This is a genomic window from Synechococcus sp. BA-124 BA4 (assembly GCF_034931165.1).
Map to the genome: position 1 here is coordinate 1 of NZ_JAYGIA010000070.1, position 19,706 is coordinate 19,706.

25 protein-coding genes are annotated in these 19,706 nt (G+C 65.7%); 15 read left to right on the top strand and 10 right to left on the bottom strand.

Annotated elements, in window-relative coordinates; translation table 11 throughout:
* Positions 1 to 130 precede the first annotated feature (130 nt).
* Together VB734_RS08700 and VB734_RS08705 are read right to left on the bottom strand one after the other, a co-directional pair.
* A complete protein-coding gene (locus tag VB734_RS08700; protein ID WP_322782354.1) occupies positions 131 to 337 on the bottom strand; it encodes a hypothetical protein in 207 nt (68 codons plus the stop codon).
* A gap of 35 nt (positions 338 to 372) precedes the next feature.
* Positions 373 to 852, bottom strand: coding sequence for a hypothetical protein (locus VB734_RS08705; RefSeq protein ID WP_322782353.1), 480 nt, complete (start codon positions 850 to 852; stop codon positions 373 to 375).
* 578 nt (positions 853 to 1,430) lie between these two features.
* Between VB734_RS08705 and VB734_RS08710 the strand changes: the two genes are divergently transcribed.
* From VB734_RS08710 to VB734_RS08740, 7 genes are read left to right on the top strand one after another with little or no spacing between them, the layout of a single operon-like run.
* Complete coding sequence (locus tag VB734_RS08710; protein WP_231594582.1) at positions 1,431 to 1,805, top strand: cation:proton antiporter subunit C; 375 nt, start codon at positions 1,431 to 1,433, stop codon at positions 1,803 to 1,805.
* Positions 1,802 to 3,271: a proton-conducting transporter membrane subunit gene (locus VB734_RS08715; protein ID WP_322782352.1), complete on the top strand. Its 1,470-nt coding sequence runs from the start codon at positions 1,802 to 1,804 to the stop codon at positions 3,269 to 3,271. Before VB734_RS08710 ends, VB734_RS08715 begins: the two co-directional genes overlap by 4 nt.
* Before the next feature lie 38 nt (positions 3,272 to 3,309).
* The gene (locus VB734_RS08720) at positions 3,310 to 3,690 is read left to right on the top strand and encodes a cation:proton antiporter (RefSeq protein ID WP_322782351.1); all 381 of its coding nucleotides are present in this window, start codon (positions 3,310 to 3,312) and stop codon (positions 3,688 to 3,690) included.
* A complete protein-coding gene (locus tag VB734_RS08725; RefSeq protein WP_197162253.1) occupies positions 3,687 to 3,935 on the top strand; it encodes a hypothetical protein in 249 nt (82 codons plus the stop codon). Before VB734_RS08720 ends, VB734_RS08725 begins: the two co-directional genes overlap by 4 nt.
* Complete coding sequence (locus tag VB734_RS08730; RefSeq protein ID WP_322782350.1) at positions 3,935 to 4,240, top strand: monovalent cation/H(+) antiporter subunit G; 306 nt, start codon at positions 3,935 to 3,937, stop codon at positions 4,238 to 4,240. Before VB734_RS08725 ends, VB734_RS08730 begins: the two co-directional genes overlap by 1 nt.
* Positions 4,237 to 4,746, top strand: coding sequence for a hydrogenase subunit MbhD domain-containing protein (locus VB734_RS08735; protein ID WP_322782349.1), 510 nt, complete (start codon positions 4,237 to 4,239; stop codon positions 4,744 to 4,746). The genes VB734_RS08730 and VB734_RS08735 overlap by 4 nt, the downstream gene beginning before the upstream one ends.
* Positions 4,743 to 5,399 carry a Na(+)/H(+) antiporter subunit B gene (locus VB734_RS08740; protein WP_197162251.1) on the top strand — a complete coding sequence of 219 codons (657 nt, stop codon included), beginning with the start codon at positions 4,743 to 4,745 and terminating at the stop codon, positions 5,397 to 5,399. The genes VB734_RS08735 and VB734_RS08740 overlap by 4 nt, the downstream gene beginning before the upstream one ends.
* Before the next feature lie 24 nt (positions 5,400 to 5,423).
* Here VB734_RS08740 and VB734_RS08745 read toward each other — a convergent pair whose 3' ends face one another.
* From VB734_RS08745 to VB734_RS08770, 6 genes are all read right to left on the bottom strand, one after another.
* Positions 5,424 to 6,767 (bottom strand): hypothetical protein, encoded by a 1,344-nt coding sequence (locus VB734_RS08745; protein ID WP_323243250.1) that lies wholly within the window; start codon positions 6,765 to 6,767, stop codon positions 5,424 to 5,426.
* 390 nt (positions 6,768 to 7,157) lie between these two features.
* Positions 7,158 to 7,316 carry a hypothetical protein gene (locus VB734_RS08750; RefSeq protein ID WP_322782347.1) on the bottom strand — a complete coding sequence of 53 codons (159 nt, stop codon included), beginning with the start codon at positions 7,314 to 7,316 and terminating at the stop codon, positions 7,158 to 7,160.
* A 7-nt stretch (positions 7,317 to 7,323) separates the two neighbouring features.
* Positions 7,324 to 7,971, bottom strand: coding sequence for an L-threonylcarbamoyladenylate synthase (locus tag VB734_RS08755; RefSeq protein WP_231594576.1), 648 nt, complete (start codon positions 7,969 to 7,971; stop codon positions 7,324 to 7,326).
* Positions 7,968 to 8,927, bottom strand: coding sequence for a peptide chain release factor N(5)-glutamine methyltransferase (gene prmC, locus VB734_RS08760; protein ID WP_197162248.1), 960 nt, complete (start codon positions 8,925 to 8,927; stop codon positions 7,968 to 7,970). The genes VB734_RS08755 and prmC overlap by 4 nt, the downstream gene beginning before the upstream one ends.
* 9 nt (positions 8,928 to 8,936) lie before the next feature.
* Entirely contained in the window at positions 8,937 to 10,124 is a 1,188-nt protein-coding gene (locus VB734_RS08765) for a DNA-processing protein DprA (RefSeq protein WP_197162247.1), read from the bottom strand.
* Between the two features lie 121 nt (positions 10,125 to 10,245).
* Entirely contained in the window at positions 10,246 to 10,698 is a 453-nt protein-coding gene (locus VB734_RS08770; protein WP_197162246.1) for an acyl-CoA thioesterase, read from the bottom strand.
* A gap of 71 nt (positions 10,699 to 10,769) precedes the next feature.
* On the opposite strand from VB734_RS08770, the gene VB734_RS08775 reads away from it, so the two are divergent.
* Positions 10,770 to 11,618 (top strand): universal stress protein, encoded by an 849-nt coding sequence (locus tag VB734_RS08775; RefSeq protein ID WP_197162245.1) that lies wholly within the window; start codon positions 10,770 to 10,772, stop codon positions 11,616 to 11,618.
* Between the two features lie 114 nt (positions 11,619 to 11,732).
* Here VB734_RS08775 and psbM read toward each other — a convergent pair whose 3' ends face one another.
* Positions 11,733 to 11,840 (bottom strand): photosystem II reaction center protein PsbM, encoded by a 108-nt coding sequence (gene psbM, locus VB734_RS08780; RefSeq protein ID WP_006173432.1) that lies wholly within the window; start codon positions 11,838 to 11,840, stop codon positions 11,733 to 11,735.
* 42 nt (positions 11,841 to 11,882) lie between these two features.
* Positions 11,883 to 12,356, bottom strand: a complete 474-nt coding sequence (locus tag VB734_RS08785) for a 2Fe-2S iron-sulfur cluster-binding protein (protein WP_197162243.1) — start codon at positions 12,354 to 12,356, stop codon at positions 11,883 to 11,885.
* Positions 12,357 to 12,592: 236 nt separating this feature from the next.
* On the opposite strand from VB734_RS08785, the gene psbB reads away from it, so the two are divergent.
* From psbB to VB734_RS08820, 7 genes are all read left to right on the top strand, one after another.
* A complete protein-coding gene (gene psbB, locus VB734_RS08790) occupies positions 12,593 to 14,152 on the top strand; it encodes a photosystem II chlorophyll-binding protein CP47 (RefSeq protein ID WP_197162242.1) in 1,560 nt (519 codons plus the stop codon).
* A 24-nt stretch (positions 14,153 to 14,176) separates the two neighbouring features.
* On the top strand, positions 14,177 to 14,272 hold the full coding sequence (locus tag VB734_RS08795; RefSeq protein ID WP_006042122.1) for a photosystem II reaction center protein T: 96 nt from the start codon (positions 14,177 to 14,179) through the stop codon (positions 14,270 to 14,272).
* Between the two features lie 219 nt (positions 14,273 to 14,491).
* Complete coding sequence (nrdR, locus tag VB734_RS08800) at positions 14,492 to 14,989, top strand: transcriptional regulator NrdR (RefSeq protein ID WP_197162241.1); 498 nt, start codon at positions 14,492 to 14,494, stop codon at positions 14,987 to 14,989.
* 104 nt (positions 14,990 to 15,093) lie between these two features.
* The gene (locus tag VB734_RS08805) at positions 15,094 to 16,179 is read left to right on the top strand and encodes a 30S ribosomal protein S1 (protein WP_197162240.1); all 1,086 of its coding nucleotides are present in this window, start codon (positions 15,094 to 15,096) and stop codon (positions 16,177 to 16,179) included.
* Between the two features lie 32 nt (positions 16,180 to 16,211).
* Entirely contained in the window at positions 16,212 to 17,081 is an 870-nt protein-coding gene (locus VB734_RS08810; protein ID WP_322782346.1) for an HAD-IA family hydrolase, read from the top strand.
* Positions 17,056 to 18,318 (top strand): methionine adenosyltransferase, encoded by a 1,263-nt coding sequence (metK, locus tag VB734_RS08815; RefSeq protein ID WP_322782345.1) that lies wholly within the window; start codon positions 17,056 to 17,058, stop codon positions 18,316 to 18,318. Before VB734_RS08810 ends, metK begins: the two co-directional genes overlap by 26 nt.
* Positions 18,319 to 18,326: 8 nt before the next feature.
* Positions 18,327 to 19,649 carry an FGGY-family carbohydrate kinase gene (locus VB734_RS08820; protein ID WP_322782644.1) on the top strand — a complete coding sequence of 441 codons (1,323 nt, stop codon included), beginning with the start codon at positions 18,327 to 18,329 and terminating at the stop codon, positions 19,647 to 19,649.
* Positions 19,650 to 19,706: the final 57 nt, after the last annotated feature.

Sequence of the window (19,706 nt, forward strand, 5' to 3'; positions counted from 1 at the left end):
TGGGCCTTTACCGACGAAAGCTGGAACGATTGGCCAGTCACCGCATAGACGTGGGCATAGCCTGCACAAGTCCAGCTCAGACGCCCGTTACGGCGAGATATGGAGTCGGCCGTTTTTCAGGAGTCCCACGTTAGTTCTGCTCATCGACGACAATATTGGATTGACGCTGCACTGGAGACTGCAAACGCGTTACCAGAGCATCGACACGGCGATCCACACCACGGTCCCTGGCGCCGCCAAAACTGATGCCTGCAGTGACAGTGAAGCGGGAGCCGAGACGCTCATCCGTCGTGTATTCCAGGCCCCCGGAGAAGGTGTCTCCCTGACGCACGGCCATGCAAGAGCGAAATCCAGGGAAGGCATCGACTCCTGTCAATCATAGTAGTAGCCACCAACAAATCCTCTGAGATCTCCATTCCCCCAACTCAGCAGCCTGGCGCCTGCTTCCAGATCCAGTCCCGCCAGGGCAGACTCGTAGACCTTATCGATTTGCGTGGTGGACTTCATGGTGGCCAGTAACAGATTTCTCTCGAAGTTCAGCCCATCCAGCGTTGTACCCAGGTTTGCTCTCTGACTGAAAATCAAGTTTCTTGTTTCGCCGATTGGCAGATAGCCATTGAGGCGAACGTCCCAGTTCGACCCCAGCAGCTCAACTCCGCCTCCCAACTGCGAGAACGTGGAGGCACCCGTATCACGGATGTCATATCCAGCGCAAGCGCCATAGACAATATCTTGATCTGACGAATAGTGTCGGCAGTCAAAAACAACCTTACCTCCAAGGTTGGCATCAAGCGTGGTGAAGTTCAGGCGGGCTTCCGTGAACCCCAGAAATTGACCTGGAAGCTGAAACAAGGGGAACAGTGCCTACAGACTGCCGAACGAGCTCTCATAGCCGAGCCCAGGACCTGTGCTGAACTGCCCCATGAATCTCGGCTGAATCCTGGGCACCGCTGCAGTCCCGGCGCCGGCGGGATCAACCTGAATTGATGAAGGCTCCTGCTCAGATGACGTGGGGCCCAGCTCACACAGCCGGCTCTCCGGTCTGGCTTCAACCGGTGACAGAATCGACCAGGTCAGGAAAGGAAGGGCCCCATCCAGATCGCCAGGCTCTTGTGCATCAGAGAACGGCTAGTCACTGACTTGTCATACAAGCTTCCTTCCAGCCGGAAAACCATCACCTGCAGGCAGTTCGGCGTCCAGGAAAGGCAGACAGACAGCCACGCCCCATGGAGAAGACCCAAGTTCCGGTACGATCAGGACCTTCCAAGCATGCCTCCTGACGGAAAGGACATCCGTCAGGCCCATGAGGATCGAGCGCTCCCGGCCCGACACGATTCGTGGCAGCAGAGAACCGTTCCTCGGCCTCAGGGAAGGATCGGTCTCCGACAGGTACAGTCCGGACTCTTCACCAGCACTCGACACCACTCCTCGTGCCAACCGTCACCTCCGCATGGATCTTTCAGGGTCTGTTCCTGCTCACGGCACTAGGCGGCTTCATCGGCTTACTGTTGCGCCGCAACCTCTTTCTCAAAGTGCTCTGTCTGGATGTGATGAGCACCGGGGTGATCAGCTTCTTCGTGCTGGTGGCAGCACGGGAGGGACTACGCACACCGATTCTGGCCAGTCCCTCTGAAGCCGCCTCCTTCAGCCTTGCGTTCGCCGATCCCGTGCCTCAGGCTGTGATTTTAACCGCCATCGTGATCGGATTCTCCGTGCAGGCCCTGCTGCTGGTGGTGATCACCCAGCTCTCCCGCCGTGAGCCCATGCTTCAGACTGCTGACCTGGAAGAGGCCGCCGGCCGATGACCTCGCTGGCGATCGCCTGGTTGCTGCTGCCCTTCCTGCTCGCCTTCGCTGCCATCCTGCTGCCGCGGTTCGGCTGGGCCCTGAGCCTGGGCATGTGCACCCTCTCGCTGCTGGCAGGGCTGGCCACCGCCTCGACCGCCCTGCCTCTGGCCCTGCTTCTGAGTGGCCGTTATGGAGTTTCGCTGCTGCTGGACGGCTTCAGTGCACCGTTCCTGCTGCTCAATGCGCTGGTCTGCGGTGCGGTGGTGCTCGAGAGCCGCAGTCGCCAGCGAACGGGATCATTCTGGCTGGTGCTGTTGTTGTTGCACGGTGGCATCAATTCCGCACTGGTTTGTCACGATCTGATCAGCCTCTACGTGGCCCTGGAGGTCGTGGGCATCGCCTCCTTCCTGCTGATCTCCGAACCCCGCACTCTGAAAACGATCTGGATCGCGCTGCGCTACCTGCTGGTGGGCAGCACAGCCCTGCTCTTCTATCTGATCGGTGCCGCGGAGATCTTCCGGGGCAGCGGATCCTTTGCATTCGAGAGTCTGGGCACAGCTCCGGTCGGAGCCCTGGCTCTGCTGCTGATCGGCCTGCTCACCAAGTCAGGGCTGTTCCTCTCGGGGCTCTGGCTGCCTCGGACCCATGCGGAGGCGCCCGCGGAAGTCTCGGCCCTGCTCTCGGGGGTGGTCATCACGGCGGGAGCGGCACCGCTGGTCAGGGTCAGCACCTTCTCCTCTCCGCTGGCCAGCACGGTGCTCTGGTTCGGACTGGCCAGCGCCCTGCTCGGCCTGATCTTCGCCCTTCTGGAAACGGACGTGAAGCGCCTGCTGGCCTGGAGCACGGTGTCCCAGATGGGGCTGGTGGTGCTCTCGCCGGCCACCGCCGGCCTCTTCGCCCTCGGCCACGGGGTGGCGAAAGCCAGCCTCTTCCTTGTGGCACGGCGCTTTCCCAGCCGCCGGCTGGACAGCTGGTCTCAGACTCCCCTTCCGACCGGGGTGTGGCTACCGATGCAACTGGCCAGTCTCTCCATCGCGGGCTGCCCGTTGCTGGTGGGCTATCTGGCCAAGGATCTGCTTCAGGCCCGGCTGACCGGTGGAGTGGCACTCCTGGTGATGGGCCTCTCGGTCGGCACAGCCGCGGTCTACGCCAGGTTGTGGGAAAGTCCCCTGGCCTGGTCCACCCACCAGGCCTCCTCCAACGCCCCTTCCGGAGGAGGAGTCACCCTGTTGATCCTGGCCCTGATGCTCTCCAACGGCCTCGGAATCCTGGCCACCGATCAGATTCCATGGGCGGTCGCCTTCTCCGCCGAAGCCCTGCTCAAGGCGATCGCCGTTCTTGGAGCCGGGTGGATCGTGCATCGTCTGCTGACCCCCTGGAGAGCGGTCGTCGCGCTGCCCGACCTGGAAGGTTTCGATGACCTGATCGGCGGCATGGGGATCGTGGGAACAGGTCTGGTGCTTTTCCTGAGGCTGGCGGCATGAGGGGAGCCCGGCGGCACTGGCAACTATCAGCTGTCTGGATGCTCGGCACCGGCTTCCGCCTGGGCATCTGGCTGCTGCTCACCTCAGATTTCAGCCGTTTCAACCTGCTGGCCGGCCTCACTCTCGCCCTGCTGCTGCCGCGGTCCAAGGTCAGCGTGGAGGACCCCACTGTGCTGCTGGGTTCACTCTGGAGGGTGCTGCGGGCTGTGCCCTCGGCCTATGGGGAGGCTCTGCAGCTGATCGTCCGGCCCCACCGCAGCGAACGGCTGGTGATCATGCCCGGCTCGGGCAGCCGCTCAGCTCTGGTTATGTTTCTCGAGGTGTTTCACATCACTCTGACTCCCCTGACCATCGCGCTCGGCAGGCTCTCCGACGGCTCCTACCTCGTCCACAGACTGGAACGGAGAGTTCCACGGTGACGCTGCTGGTCTACCTGATGGTGCTCGCCCTGCTGATGCCCGTGTTCGTGGTGCTGCGTAAGCCCGATCTCTGGCACCGGCTGGCCGCCTTCGCCAGCATCTCGACCAAGGTGTCCATCCTGATGCTGGTGTTCGATGTGGTCCGCGGCGACCGGATGATCGGGGTGGTGGGAGTGATCGTGCTCAGCGTGGGCAACGCCGGGGTGATGCTGCTGGCCAACCTGCTGAGGGAACTCGACGCGTGATGACGTCCACCTTCATGACTCTGCGGCTGATTCCTGTGTTGAGCGCCCTGCTGCTTGGATCAGGGCTGCTGTTCTGGCTGCTGGGCACCTGGCCCCTCCTGGGGCGGAGCAGCTACCTGGCGAAGCTGCACGCCCTCTCGGTGGCGGACACCCTCGGCTCGGCACTGATCGTGCTGGGGCTGCTGCTGCGGCAACCCCAGGAATGGACCGTGCTCAGCCTCGCCCTGATCTCACTGGTGATCTGGAACACCTTGTTCGGCTACGTGCTGGCGTTCTGCTCCCGCAGACCCGGGTCCCAGCCTTGAACGATTCTCTGGCCCTGCTGCTGCCGATCGCAGCCCTGCTCCCGCTGACAGCCGTCCTGCTGATCCTGCAGCGGAGTCCCTACCAGACCCTTGTCCTTCGCGGCATCCTCGGCGCTGTCGCCACGCTCATCTACGCCCTGCTCGGTGCGGCGGATGTGGCTTTGACGGAAGCGCTCGTGGGGACCCTGCTCTCCACCACGCTCTACGCCATAGCCCTGCGATCCTCGATGGTGTTCCGTCTCACGCTTGTGGACGGAAGCCAGCTCGACGACAGCCGCCGGGCTCTTCTGGAGCAGTGGATGCAGCAGGCCTACCTGAGACTCGAACTGGTTGAGGACGACCCCCATGGGTGGCTGAGCCCGGAGGGCCAGCTGCGGATCGAGTCCCCACGGCTGCTGGCTCAGCTCGACAGTCTCTCTGGAGCCGGGGACTGGCGGGCCACGGGGGGCGAGCTGGTGGCCCTCTCGGATGAAGGGGCAACTCCCCCTGGAAGGGGACAAGCGTGAGGATCCTCTACCTGCTGGCAGCAGTCTTCGTCTGCGGACTTCCCCTCGGCGATGGGACACGATCGGCCGCCACCTCGGGGGTGGTGCAGGCGATCGCCGAGTTCAGTGCCGTGCCCAATGTGGTGTCAGGAATCATCCTGGATGTGCGCCTCTACGACACCATCGGGGAGGTGATCGTCTTCAGTCTTGCAGCGCTCGGCGTCAAGCAGCTGCTCAGCGGGGAGAGGCCGGCCCAACGCATCAGGGCCATGGACGACCCCCCCTCGATCGTGCTCTGTCAGCTCGGGGCCACGGTCAGCGCTCTTGTGGCGGTGGAGCTGGCCGTGAGGGGTCATCTCTCGCCAGGAGGTGGATTCGCCGCCGGAGTGGCGGGCGGCACCGCCATCGGCCTGCTTGTGGTCAGCGGTTCAGCGGAGCACACCGAAGCCCTCTACGCGCGCCTCCACGCCGAAACCTGGGAGAAGCTGGCGGTGATCACCTTTCTGGTCCTCGCCCTGCTGAGCCTCGAAGGACTGAGGCTGCAGCCGGGATCCTTCGGCAGCCTGGCCAGTGGTGGCTGGATCCCGCTGCTCAACGTCCTGGTGGCGATCAAGGTGGCCCTGGGGTCGTGGTCGATGCTGCAGCTGTTCGTGCGCTATCGCGGACTGCTCTGATCGCCTCCGTGCAGGCTGGAGCCTTCAGGCCTCAACCCACGTCTGCAGGAACCACTGAGAATCCAACGGTTCATCGGACGCGGAAGCGCTTTCACCGGCCCCCTGGGAAAGACCGGCAACCTGATACCCCTCCACCTGCTGGTCATACCACATCGCACTGGCCCCATCGAGGCTTCCGGTCGAGCTGATCAGAACGTTCTCCTCGGAACCGGTCTCGACCATGGAGCTGCCGCCCTGATGCATGAGGTCCTCCCACGTCTCCGAGACCGACCAGCCCTGCTGACCCTGATCCATCGGCAGAGCGATCCAAGTGAAGTCCCTCAGCACAGAAGACGACTGTTCGGACGACTGTTCCCTGGTGCTGAGTTTCAGGGTCGACGACTCGGACTCCACCGCAACCGCTGGATCCGGATCCGCCACGACTCCTGTCGAGGCCCGGAAGAGACTGGGAGGAGTATTATCAAATAGCCTGACACTTTGCACATTATAATAAACAACCAGGCCCTCTTCAGTGGCAAATGTTTCTGGATCGTTTCGAGCCCGGGTTGTGGGCTCGCTGACTTGGCGATACACAGGCCCTGAAGGGCTAAGACCTGCCAGCCAGACTTCCGATTCCGCCTGGACACTGAGCTCATCCTTGGCCACGAAAGAGATCCCGGAACGACCGTCATAGACAAAAGGCTCCGGGGAATAGATGAGTTCTCTGCCTGTGGGGGGGCTTAACTCAAGAGCCTTGGACCAGGTGCCGCCAGACTCCACATAGATTCCGAGGGTCTGAGGAGATTGACCGTCCTCAAGGGTCATGAGGACAAGACCACCATCGCGCTCTGGCGCCTCCCAGATCCATGGCCTGGATTTATCGGTTCCTCCGAAGGTCAGCTGGGTGGTGCTGTCGAGATCCACATCGTATAGAAAGACCTGCCGAATTCCGTCTACCTCCTGAGCAAAGACGAGCTGATCGCTCTCATCATTCACCCAACGGGCACCCTTGGTTCGCTCCGAGGTGACCAGACCGGTGTCTCCCGTGTCGTAGTCGTACCAGAGCAGATCAAACCCTCCCTGATCGTCAGCCTGTCGGAAGATGAATTTGGGATCAGTGTCCCCTGCTGCAGTGCTGCCATTGGGGCTCCCTCCGGTTACAAGGAACTGGGTCTCCCATTCGGTCCCATTCCGGCTGGCACTCCAGACCTCCCAGGTACTCGGGTCCTCGGAAATGGCCTTGGTGTAGAGAATGTCCGAACCAGTCTCGCTCACGATCCACTCAGGCCCATTTCCGGTGGCGGCGTCCCCCTGGTCTGCGATCGGAGCCAGCCCAACGTCCAGCAGCACCTTGTCCTCCAGCTGGATGTCTCCGGTGACGGGATCCACCGGAGCCACCCAGAGCCGGCCCGCCTTGTCCTGCCAGCAGACCTGGGAGGTGTCCTGATCAAATTCAGGGTCAGTGACACCTTCACCGGCAGCGACATTCTCCTCATCAGGAGTGAAGTCAGTGATGATCACGCCAAAAGCCTCCTGGAGTCACCCCGCTATACTGATTAAGCCATCTCCGCGTCAGAAGGGTACCCAGGAAAAGTTTTGCAACCTGTCACAGACCGGGGCATCACGAACAGCGTGATCTGGCCGCAGATTTAGTTTTTTTAAGCGCGTTGACCACCTGGATTGCATGGCGTTGCGGTTCATCAATCGCGCCGGTGCGCGGGCCGCGACAGACGGAGTCCAGGCTCCGCCGTGGCCGGGAGGAAGGCGGGCGATTCAGGTTCAGGCCTTCCGCCCGGCCAGCAGGAATCCAAGCAGGCCCAGTGCGATCCAGAACCAGCCGCGCAGCTCGAACAGGGGGGTGCCCCAGACCAGCAGAGGCTCGAGCAGGGCGTGGCTGAGGCTCATCAGCGCCACCAGAATCAGAGCGAGCCAGAGCATGACGGGCTCAGGGCAGACAACCTGAGGGCATCACAGCACCAGCACGCAGAACCCGCCACTCGCCTGTCGCCGTCCAGGCCAGAACGGTGCTGGCCGCTCCGCCAGGAGTTGGCCAGGGCAGAGGAGCGAGCAGGGGCAGATCCGGAAACGTCAGCGCCGCCTCGGTGGCACTGAGGCAGGCCGGCTCCCCCGAAAGGTTGGCGCTGGTGGTGGCCAGGGGGCCCGTGAGACGAAGCAGGTCCAGGGCAGGTCCACAGGCTGGAATTCTCAACCCAAGGCTGGCGCCCCCTGGCTCAGCGCCAGGATGGAGCTCCGCTACCCGAGGGCCAAGGGCCGGCAGCACCAGGGTGAGGGCACCAGGCCACCAGCGGGCGGCCATGGCTTGCCATTCCTGGCGCACCTCCAGACCCAGTGCCGCAAAGAGGGGATCAGGATCCGCCGCCATCAGGATCAGAGGCTTGGCGCTGGGGCGATGTTTCAGAGCCCAGAGCTGCTGCGCGAACTCAGGCCGGGCGGCCAGGGCTGGAACGGTATCGGTGGGGAACAGGGCTGCCGAACCGGCGCAGAGCCGCTCGGCCAGGGACAAAGGATCCATGCCGAGGGGAGGCTGACTGCCGGACGGGTGGATCGGCTGGTGGTCGAAAGTGCTGGTCATCCGCGGCAGCGACGGGACAGCGTGAAGCGCCACTGTCCCTCCAGGTCGCGCTGCGATTCCACCCGCTCCAGCCCGGCGGCGTGGAGCAGCCCGCGCACGCGATCGGCCTGATCGTGGTGATGCTCCAGAAGCAGCCACCCCCCCGGGGCCAGGGCACGAGGAGCCTCTTCGGCGATGCTTCGGATGGGGTCCAGGCCGTCAGTCCCGCCGTCGAGGGCGAGGAGAGGCTCATGGCAGCGCACCACCGGCTCGAGATCGGCCAGCAGGGCCGTGGGGATGTAAGGGGGGTTGCTCACGACCAGGTCCAGCTCACCCCAGTGGGAGCGCAGGGGCTCCCACCACTGGCCGAGGTGCAGCGTGACCCGATCCTGGAGACCGGCCTGCCTGAGATTGATCCGCGCCAGGGCCAGCGCCTGCGGGCAGCGATCCACCGCCACCCCTCGGGCCTGCGGGAGGGCCTGGGCCAGGGCCAGCGCCAGGCAGCCCGATCCGGTGCCGAGATCGGCCCAGGTCAGTGGCCTGTGGACCGGGCTTGGCAGGGCCGGGGCCAGATCGAGAGCCAGATCGGCCAGCACTTCGGTTTCCTGGCGTGGAATGAGCACAGCCGGCGACACCGCCAGGGAGAACTCCCGCCAGGGACACACACCCACCAGGTACTGAAGCGGGATCTGGCACTCCAGATGCTGCCGCCAGAGAACGGTGAGCTCACCCAGGCCGGTCTGCAGCGGCACGGCTGAGGCCGGATCGAGCCAGACCCGCTGCAGCTGGGTCCAGCGCAGACCGGCACCGAGGTCGAGCAGCCAGTCGAGATCGGCGGGGCAGCCCCCTTCCCCCAGGCGCTGCCGCCGCCAGGCCAGCAGCTCGGAGCCCGGGATCAGCTGACCTGGGGCAGAAGGGTCCGGGCCGGCAGGAGTGAGCCCGGGCGAAGCACTGGGGAAGGGCCTGGAGGCAGCCATGGCCCAAACTTAGACAGAGGAGCCCGAGGCAGGGCGCCAGCGAAGACCCGGTTCCGCGCGCACGCGGCCCGCCAGCTCCAGATGCAGCAACTGGGTGGCCAGCTCAGCCCCAGGCCGGCCCAGGGCCTGGGCCAGCTGCTCCAGAGATGCCCCATGGCCCAGGGCGTCCAGCAGGGCCTGATCCGGCGCTTCAGCAGGTCCGGCGGGAAAGGAGCTGGCCACCGTGGAGGTGGCTTCAGGGCGGACCAGGGGGCCAGGGCCCAGCTGAGCGATCAGATCCGAGGCCGCCAGCAGCGGACTCGCCCCCTGGGACAGCAGGCGATTGCTGCCCAGGGCGGAGCCCTTGCCGGCGTCGGCGGGCACCACCCAGAGCGGCAGCCCCTGCTCCCAGGCCAGGGCGGCGGAATGGAGCGCCCCACTCGACTCGGGACATTCCACGACCACAACCGCCTGGGCCAGCGCCACCTGAAGACGATTGCGGGCGGCGAAATGGCCCCGCCGCACGGGAGTGCCCCGGGTGTGCTCGCTCACCAGCAGACCATGGCGGGCCACGGCCGCCTGAAGGGCCTGGTGATGGTGCGGATAGACACGATCGAGCGGGGTGCCGAGCACACCGACGGGCCGTCCGCCCCAGTCGAGGCATCCGCGGTGCACCGCGGCGTCGATGCCCTCCGCCAGGCCACTGACCACGGGCCAGCCGGCTTCGGCCAGGGCGGCGCCCAGCGCTTCGGCCATGGCCACCCCGTGCACCGAGGGTCGGCGGGTGCCGACCACCGCGATCGCCTGACGACACCGCAGGGGTGCCCAGAGGGATCCTCGGCCCGTCCAGTGGAGGACCAGCGGCGGCCGCTCGAGCTGATTCAGGGAGGCAGGGCGGGCAGGGTCACCCGGCACGAGCACCCGCCGTGGAGCCTGGGCAGGCCAGCCTCCCGCTCCCAGTGGATCCTGGCCCCAGCACTGGCGGTGAACCTCGATGCTGGCCAGCACGCCAGGTCCGAAACCGCTCAGGCGGGACAGCTCGGCGCCGCTGGCCGTCCAGGCTGCCGCCAGCCCGCCACAGGCTCGCTCCAGCTGGCCCAGGCGGCGCCAGCCCAGGCCTGGACAACGGCTCCAGAGCAGCCACCACAGCCTCCGTTCAGCCCAGCCCGGGCCAGGGCCCCGATCGAGGCCGGAGCTGAACGGACCGGGGCGATCCATGGGCTCCGGAAGGGAACCTCTTTCGGTGACAGCGGACGCGGAGACGGCTCCACCCCGGGATCGACACGCCAAGGACAGCGACACCAGCTCACCCATGACCAGGCTCTTCAGTACAGATGTACTAGCACGTTCCAGCAGGCCCGTCGAGCAGCCGCTGGAGCGCGCTCTCCAGCTCCGGCGGATAGCGGCGCACCAGCTGAAGGCCCGCTCCCTGGCGCCGCACCAGCGCCAGCTCCACCCGCGCTTCCGCCGCCAGCTGCCCGCCACTGAGCGTGAAGCGGCTGATCCAGGGCAGCCGCAGGCCCCGACGGGGCTGGGCCTGGCTGCGCAGGTCCACCAGTTCGCCATGGCCCACGGCCTGGCGATAGTCGATCTGCAGCGTCAGCACCGGCAGCTCAAGGCCCAGGGCCGACAAAGCGGCATAGGGAAGCCCCGCCGCGGCCAGGGCCTCCACCCGGGCTTCCTCCAGCCAGGCGAGATAGGCGCCGTGCCACATCACGCCGCCGTGATCGGTGTGCTGAGGCAGGACCCGTCGCCGCAGCAGCCAGCTGCATCCCCCCTCTTGCCACTCCATTACAGCCTCTCCCGCCACGGCTCGACCTGCCAGATGCAGGCCATAGGCTGCCGGAGAGCCGCGACAGCCTCGTGTTCCGCAATCTGCTGATCGCCGATTCCGGCAAGGGCCACGTCGAAGAGATGGTGCGCATGCTGCGCGAACTCCCGGCATTCCGCCAGGCCAGGCTCAACCTGCTGCACGTGGTGCCCGAGCAGGCAGGGGAGGATTTCCAGCAGCACATGCAGAAGGCGGCCGGCATCGTGGCCGACGCCATCCAGCAGCTTGGCCTGGATCCTTCCGATGTCAACGCGATCATCCGCCAGGGCGACACCAAGCAGACCGTTCTCAAGGTGGCCGACGAGCTTGATGCCGATCTGATCCTGATGGGATCGAGGGGACTGGGACGGCTTCAGTCGATCCTGGCCAACAGCTCCAGCCAGTACGTCTTCCAGCTCTCGACGCGGCCGATGTTGCTGGTGCGCGACGACCTCTACGTGCGCCACGTGAACCGGGTGATGGTGACCCTCGACGGCACAGGCGTGGGTGACGATGCCCTCAGAATCGCCTGTGAACTGGTGCGGGAGATCCCCGGGGGCACCCTCACGGGCGTGCACATCTCCCGCCAGGACATTCAGCCCAGCCGCGGGGGCAGAAGCCCAGCCGACCTCGTGATCGAGAAAGCGGTTCAGCGGGCTCGCTCGCTGGGTGTTGAGCTCAAAGGCGTCCATGGCACCGGCGACGTGGGCCGCGGGGTCTGTGCGATGGCCGACGAACTCAAGGCCGATCTCCTCGTGATCGCCTCCCAGGACCGCAGACCCCTGGTGGCCAAGAGCCTGGTCGACATCGACCGGCTGCTGGGAAGCTCAGTGAGTGACTACATCCGTGTGCACGCGCCGACACCCGTGCTGCTGGTGCGGGAGCCCGAGTCGGCCCGCTGAGCCCAGCAAGGCTTCATGACAAGGCCGCCGTCGACCGTGACTCACGGCTGACGGCGGCTGGGGTCCTGCGAGCAGGCCGGTGATCAGGGGCGGCTTGGAGGCCCTGGGATCTGCCTAACCTTGCTCACGGCTGCTGGTCTGGATGTAGAGAACGATCAGGAACACAGCCGGAACCAGCACGAACATGAGGCTGGCCACAAAACCCAGATCATTGGTTTCCATGGGAGCTCTAGGGCGGGTTGAGGATGGCGTGGGGGGACCGTATCACCCACCGATGGAGCCTTCCTCCGCCGCTTCACCGGCCGTAGCGGTTGGCTCGGGGTCCCCAGGTTCAGCCACAGACGGCTCCTCCACCGCGGGCCAGGCCGTGGGTCCTGCCCCCAGAGGCTCGGCCCTGGCCGCCGCCAGCAGAGCCTCGCGATCCGCGAGACCCGCCTGAGGTCTGGTGAGCACCACCAGCGAGCGCTGCACCAGGGCCTGACAGGCCAGGCGCCAGCCCTCGGGGCGCCTGCGCAGCTTGCGGTCCTCCACGGCGGTGCGTGGGGTCAGCGCGCCCGGAGAGGCTTCAGCCACCACATCCACGAAGCAGGTGATGCACTGACCGCAGCCCCCGCAGTTGCCGAGCTGCCCCTTGAGCCCGTACAGCTCCAACCCTTCACGCAGGGCCACCTCCCGCAGGTTTTCGCCGGGGTAGCACTCAACATCACGGCCCTCACGGACGAAGCGGATCACGGGCATCGGGACCAGAGGCGGAGACCTCCATTCTGGGCCCTTGAGGTTGAGTTTTGTAAACAGCTGGCAGGGCAAACGGCCGGATACCGCGTCACGGCTCGTTTCAGCTCCCCGGCAACGCTCCCGCAGGCCAGGGGAACCCCTTACGATCCCCAACACGGAACGATCCTTTTGATCGTCCGCTGTTTGTGCAGACGTCATGTCGTCACAGGCAGCTGTTAGTTACCCCGGACCTGACCCCCATGGGATTGCCCTGGTATCGGGTGCACACGGTCGTGATCAACGACCCGGGCCGCTTGCTGGCCGTGCACCTCATGCACACCGCTTTGGTCGCCGGCTGGGCCGGCTCCATGGCGCTCTATGAGCTCGCCATTTTTGATCCATCCGACCCGGTGCTCAACCCGATGTGGCGCCAGGGCATGTTCGTCATGCCATTCATGGCCCGCCTGGGTGTGACCGGCAGCTGGAGCGGCTGGAGCATCACCGGAGAAACGGGAGTCGACCCTGGCTTCTGGAGTTTCGAAGGAGTAGCCGCCGCCCACATCATCTTCAGCGGACTTCTTTTCCTCGCCGCCATCTGGCACTGGACCTACTGGGATCTGGAGATCTGGCAGGACCCCCGCACCGGGGAGCCGGCCCTCGATCTACCCAAGATCTTCGGCATCCACCTGCTGCTGGCTGGACTCGGCTGCTTCGGATTCGGAGCGTTTCACCTCACCGGCGTCTTTGGTCCGGGGATGTGGGTCTCCGACCCCTACGGCCTCACGGGACACCTCGAGAAAGTGCAACCCGCCTGGGGACCTGAAGGGTTCAACCCCTTCAACCCGGGCGGGATCGTGGCCCACCACATCGCCGCCGGCATCGTGGGCATCATCGCCGGCATCTTCCACATCACCACCCGACCACCCGAGCGCCTCTACAAGGCTCTGAGGATGGGGAACATCGAAACGGTTCTGGCCAGTGCCATCGCCGCCGTGTTCTTTGCCGCCTTCATTGTGGCCGGAACCATGTGGTATGGCTCAGCGGCCACACCGGTCGAGCTGTTCGGTCCAACCCGCTACCAGTGGGATCAGGGGTATTTCCGCACGGAGATCAACCGCAGGGTCCAGACGGCCCTGGAGAACGGCGCCACCCCCGAGGAAGCCTATGGGTCCATTCCCGAGAAGCTGGCCTTCTTCGACTACGTCGGCAACAGCCCGGCCAAGGGGGGTCTGTTCCGCGTCGGTCCGATGGTCAACGGCGACGGACTTCCCACCAGCTGGCTGGGTCACATCAGCTTCACCGACAAGGAAGGCCGCAACCTCCAGGTGCGCCGCCTGCCCAACTTCTTCGAGAACTTCCCTGTGGTTCTGGAAGATGACCAGGGCATTGTCAGAGCTGACATTCCCTTCCGACGGGCCGAAGCCCGTTACTCCTTCGAGCAGACGGGCGTGACGGCCACCATTTACGGCGGTGCCCTCAACGGCCAGACCTTCACGGATCCCGCCGCTGTCAAGAAGCTGGCCCGCAAGGCCCAGCTCGGTGAAGCGTTCGAATTCGACCGCGAGACTTACCACTCAGACGGCACCTTCCGCAGCTCACCCCGCGGCTGGTTCACCTTCGGCCACGCCACGTTTGCCCTGCTCTTCTTCTTCGGGCACATCTGGCACGGCGCCCGCACCCTCTACAGGGATGTGTTCGCCGGCATTGACCCCGACCTCGGTGAGCAGGTGGAGTTCGGCCTGTTCCAGAAGCTTGGAGACCGCAGCACCCGCCGTCTACCCGAGGGTTACGTCCCACCGGCTGGCACCAAGCTCAGCTGATCGCCCCCACTCAGGAGAGTCTCCATGGAGAGCTTCGCTTACATCCTCATCCTCACCCTGGCGATCGCCACCCTTTTCTTCGCGATCGCCTTCCGCGATCCCCCGAAGATCGGCAAGTGAGATCCACGGCTCTCTGAGCCCGTGGACACATCAAGCCCCCGCCCCTGCGGGGGCTTTTTCATGTCGGTAGCCATCAGCAACAGGCCCGTCACACCCGAAACTGTTGCCTCAGGGGATATCGCAGCGACGGCACCGGCGCAGTCCTGGGCACTCCTCACTTCTCATTCGGAGCTCTACTGACTACACTTCCACTAACCAAACCGCATGGGTCGTCAAGGGATGCAATGTCCCTCCTGCCAACACACCGACAGCCGGGTGCTGGAATCCCGATCCGCTGACGCCGGCCGCAGTGTGCGGAGGCGGCGTGAGTGCCTCCACTGCGACTTCCGTTTCACCACCTACGAACGGGTGGAAACCGTCCCGATCACGGTGATCAAGCGCACGGGCACCCGAGAGATCTTCAGCCGCGGCAAACTGCTGCACGGTCTCGTGCGAGCCTGCGAAAAAACCGGTCTTGAGCCGGCACGGCTGGAATCGGTGGTTGATGACATCGAATTGCAACTCCAGCAGCAACGCCACGGCCGGGAGGTGAGCAGCGCTGAGATCGGAGAACTGGTTCTGCAGCAGCTCAGCGAAATCAGCGAGGTGGCCTACGTGCGCTTCGCCTCGGTCTACAGGCAGTTTCAGGGCATCAGCGACTTCGTCGCCACCCTCGAGGGTCTCAGCCGACGTCCCTCCCGCCAGCACCCAGATGGTGCCCTGGCCGCCGTGCGCTGAGCCCCAGCGGTGGGTTGATTTGTATGATCGTGGATCGCGTGCGCCTGTCGGCGGGCAGGCACGCGGCTCCCTTCATTCTGCCCCGGGCAGACCGCCACCCTTCCATGACCGTGACCCCTTCCGAGATCAGCAGCACCGAGGCCGAACTGGATCCGACGGGCGAAGCCCTGACTGATCTGGATCCGACGAGCGAGACCTCGGCTGACCTGAACCTCGACATTCCGGAAGAGGTCCCCACAGCCGACGATCCCAGCAGCCGCGCCGCAAGCCGCGACACCGATGGTGCCGGCTTCACGCTGGAGGAGTTCGCCTCCCTGCTCAGCAAGTACGACTACAACTTCAAACCTGGCGACGTGGTGAACGGCACCGTGTTCGCCATGGAGCCCAAGGGCGCCATGATCGACATCGGCGCCAAGACCGCCGCCTTCATGCCCCTGCAGGAGGTCTCGATCAACCGGGTCGAGAACCTCTCCGACGTGCTGGAGCCCGGCGAGGTCCGTGAGTTCTTCATCCTCAGCGAGGAGAACGAGGACGGCCAGCTCACCCTCTCGATCCGCCGCATCGAGTACCAGCGGGCCTGGGAACGGGTGCGCCAGCTCCAGAAGGAGGACGCCACCATCTACAGCGAAGTCTTCGCCACCAACCGCGGCGGCGCCCTGGTGCGGGTGGAGGGCCTGCGCGGCTTCATCCCGGGCAGCCACATCAGCACGCGCAAGCCCAAGGAAGATCTTGTCGCCGATTTCCTCCCGCTCAAGTTCCTGGAGGTGGACGAGGAGCGCAACCGCCTGGTGCTCAGCCATCGCCGCGCCCTGGTGGAGCGCAAGATGAATCGCCTGGAGGTGGGCGAGGTGGTGATCGGCACCGTGCGCGGCATCAAGCCCTACGGCGCCTTCATCGACATCGGCGGGGTCAGCGGTCTGCTGCACATCTCCGAGATCAGCCACGAGCACATCGAGACCCCACACACCGTGCTCAACGTCAACGATCAGATGAAGGTGATGATCATCGACCTCGACGCCGAGCGGGGTCGCATCTCCCTCTCCACCAAGGCTCTCGAGCCGGAGCCCGGTGACATGCTCACCGATCCCCAGAAGGTGTTCGACAAGGCCGAGGAAATGGCTGCCCGCTACAAGCAGATGCTGCTGGAGCAGGCCGAGGAGAACGAACCGATGGGCGTCACCCTCGACTGAACCCCATAGCCTGGGGTTCCTGCACTGATCCGATGGTTGAACTGCTCCTGCGTGGTCAGCCCCTGGGATCGGTGGCCGCCGTCCTCTTCGACAAGGACGGCACCCTCAGCCTGAGTGAGCCAGGCCTCCTGACCCTGAGCCGCGCCCGTCTCCAGGCATGCCTGGAGCTTGTCCCTGAAGCGGACCGACGCCAGTTCCAGAGCCTGCTCGAGCGGGCCTATGGCCTGCTGGGGGATCAACTCCACCCGGCGGGCACCACAGCAGTGGCCAGCCGCCATCACAACCTGATCTCCACCGCCACCGCCTTCTGTCAGGTGGGCCTGGATTGGCCGGAGGCCCTGGCCCACAGCGAAACCGTGTTCGCCTCCATCGATCGTGAGCACCTCCAGGGCCACGGGGCCCGTCCGGGCGAGGCACCCCTGGCGCCGCTCTCCGAGGGGGTGAGGCCCCTGCTGCTGGAGTTGCACCGCTCCGGAGTGCTGCTGGCGGTGATCAGCAACGATGACAGCGAGGGAATCCACCGGTTCCTGGGCGGCCACGGGCTCTCTGATCTGTTCCGGGAGATCTGGAGCGCCGACATGCGGCCGGCCAAACCGGACCCAGGCGCCGTGCACGCTCTCTGCGCCAGGCTTGGCGTCAGCCCCTCAGCCTGTGCCCTGATCGGGGATGCCAGAAGTGATCTGCGCATGGCCGAGCGGGCAGGGGTGAGCCTGGCCCTGGGCTACAGCGCCGGCTGGAGCAGCACGCCGCCTCTGCCTGAGCATCTGCCCCGAGTGGATCACTGGCACGAGTTGCAGGTGACCGCTTCCTCCGGGGGGACCCCATCAGCAGAGCCGGACGATAAGCTCAGCCATCCTGAGGTCGGTGCAAGCCGGGATGAGCCGCTACGTCTTCACATCTGAATCGGTCACCGAGGGCCATCCCGACAAGATCTGTGATCAGATCAGCGATGCCGTTCTCGATGCCCTTCTGAGCGCAGATCCTGCCAGCCGTGTGGCCTGCGAAAGCGTCGTCAACACCGGCCTCTGCCTGGTCACCGGCGAGGTGAGCACCACGGCCCGCGTCGACATCACCAGCCTGGTGCGGGGCGTGATCGAAACGATCGGCTACAGCGGCGCCAAAGCCGGTGGCTTCGATGCCAACAGCTGTGCAGTGCTCATCGCCCTCGACCAGCAGTCGCCCGACATCGCCCAGGGCGTCAATGAGGCCGATGACCATGACGGCGACCCCCTGGACCTGGTGGGAGCGGGCGATCAGGGCATCATGTTCGGCTTCGCCTGCGACGAGACTCCGGAGCTGATGCCCCTGCCGATCAGCCTGGCCCACCGCCTGGCCCGCCGGCTGGCCGCCGTGCGTCACGACAACACCCTTCCCTACCTGCTCCCGGATGGGAAGACCCAGGTCAGCGTCGTCTACGAGAACGATCGGCCGGTGGCGATCGACACCCTGCTGATCTCCACCCAGCACCTCGCCGAGATCGACGGCATCAGTGATGAGGCAGGCCTGCGCCAGCGCATCGCCGATGACCTCTGGACCCATGTGGTGATCCCGGCCACAGCCGATCTGCCGCTGCAACCCGAACGCGCTGCGGTTCGCTTTCTGGTCAATCCCACCGGCAAGTTCGTGGTGGGCGGCCCCCAGGGTGATGCTGGCCTGACCGGCCGCAAGATCATCGTCGACACCTACGGCGGAACGGCGCGCCACGGTGGCGGGGCCTTCTCCGGCAAGGATCCCACCAAGGTCGACCGCTCCGCGGCCTACGCCGCCCGCCACGTGGCCAAGAGTCTGGTGGCCGCCGGTCTGGCCCGGCGGGTGGAAGTCCAGCTCAGCTATGCGATCGGCGTGGCCAAGCCCATGAGCATCCTGGTGCAGAGCTCCGGCACCGGCAAGATCAGCGACGACGACCTCACGGCCCTGGTGCAGGAGCACTTCGACCTGCGTCCCGGCGCGATCATCGAGACCTTCGGCCTGCGCGATCTCCCCCGTCAGCGGGGCGGCCGTTTTTACCAGGATGTGGCTGCCTACGGCCATTTCGGCCGTCCCGACCTGAACCTTCCCTGGGAGGACGTGGGTGAGGCCGCCGCCCGGCTGCAGCAAGCCACTGCCGATCGGGTTCCCGTGGGCCAGCCAGCCGCCTGATCCCCCCCATCGCCAGTCGCCGGGGCGGCGCCTTGATCTGCCCCCTGGCAGCGGGGGTGGACCTGGGCAGCAGCGGCATCCGCCTGGCGGTGATTGACGCTGAAGGGAAGGTGCTGGCCGAGCGGGCCATGGCCTATCCCAGCAGCTTCGACGATCCAAACGGCTGGCGGCAGGGGCTCATCACGCTGGTGCTGGACCTTCCCATCCAGCTCAGGCAGCAAGTGGGTGCCATCAGCCTCGATGGCACCTCCGGCACCCTGCTGGCCTGCCGCTCCGATGGCACACCCCTTGGGCCCGCCCTGGCCTACAGCCTCGCCTGCCCTGAGCAGGCTGAGCGTCTGGCGGCTCTGGTGCCTGCCGGCTGCGCTGCCGCCAGCGTGAGCGGCAGCCTGGCCAGAGCCCTGAGATTACTTGGCCCGCTCACGGGGGAGGCGACGGCTGTGGGGGGCGCGGCGGCCGCAGATCTGCTGCTGCGCCACCAGGCCGACTGGCTGATGGGCTGGTTGCTGGGCGACTGGCGCTGGGGCGAGGAAGGCAACAACCTGCGGCTGGGCTGGGACCTCAGACAGCAGCACTGGACGGGAGACCTGGCCCGGCAACCCTGGGCGGCAGCGCTGCCAGAGGTGGTTGCCAGCGGCTTGGCGCTGGGGCCGCTGGCTCCAGGCTCTGCCTCTGCGCTGGGGTTGCCGGGCTCCTGCCTGGTGGTGGCCGGCAGCACCGATGCCAACGCCGCCGTGCTGGCGGCCGATCCCACTTCTGGCGAAGGAGTCACGGTGCTGGGCACCACCCTGGTGCTGAAACAGTTCGTCGCAGACCCGATCGAAGCCCCAGGGATCAGCTGCCATCGGCTGGGGGGACGCTGGCTGGTGGGCGGTGCCTCCAATGCCGGCGGCGGAGTGCTGCGCCAGTTCTTCAGCGATGCCGAGCTGGAGCGGCTCAGCCGTCAGATCGATACCTCCAGGCCGAGCGGGCTGCACTACAGGCCCCTGCCAGCGAGGGGAGAGCGCTTCCCCCACGACGACCCTGATCTGCTGCCGATCCTGGAGCCCCGGCCCGTGAGCGATGCGCTGTTCCTGCAGGGGGTGCTGGAAGGGCTGGCCCGGATCGAGGCCCAGGGATGGGCGCGCCTCGCTCAGTTGGGTGCGCCTGGGCTGCGGCGGGTGATCAGCCTGGGGGGCGGGGCCCGCAATCCCCAGTGGCGTCAGCTGCGACAACAGGCGATCGGCCTGCCGGTGTTCAGTCGTCCGGGCCTGACGCCGGCCCTGGGCATGGCACGTTTGGCCCATGGCGTCCTGAAGGGGCCGCACCAAACGCCGAAGATGGAAGCCTGATCCCTCTGTAAAGAGCCCATGAACGAACGACTGCGAACCGTGATCTCAATGGCCCTG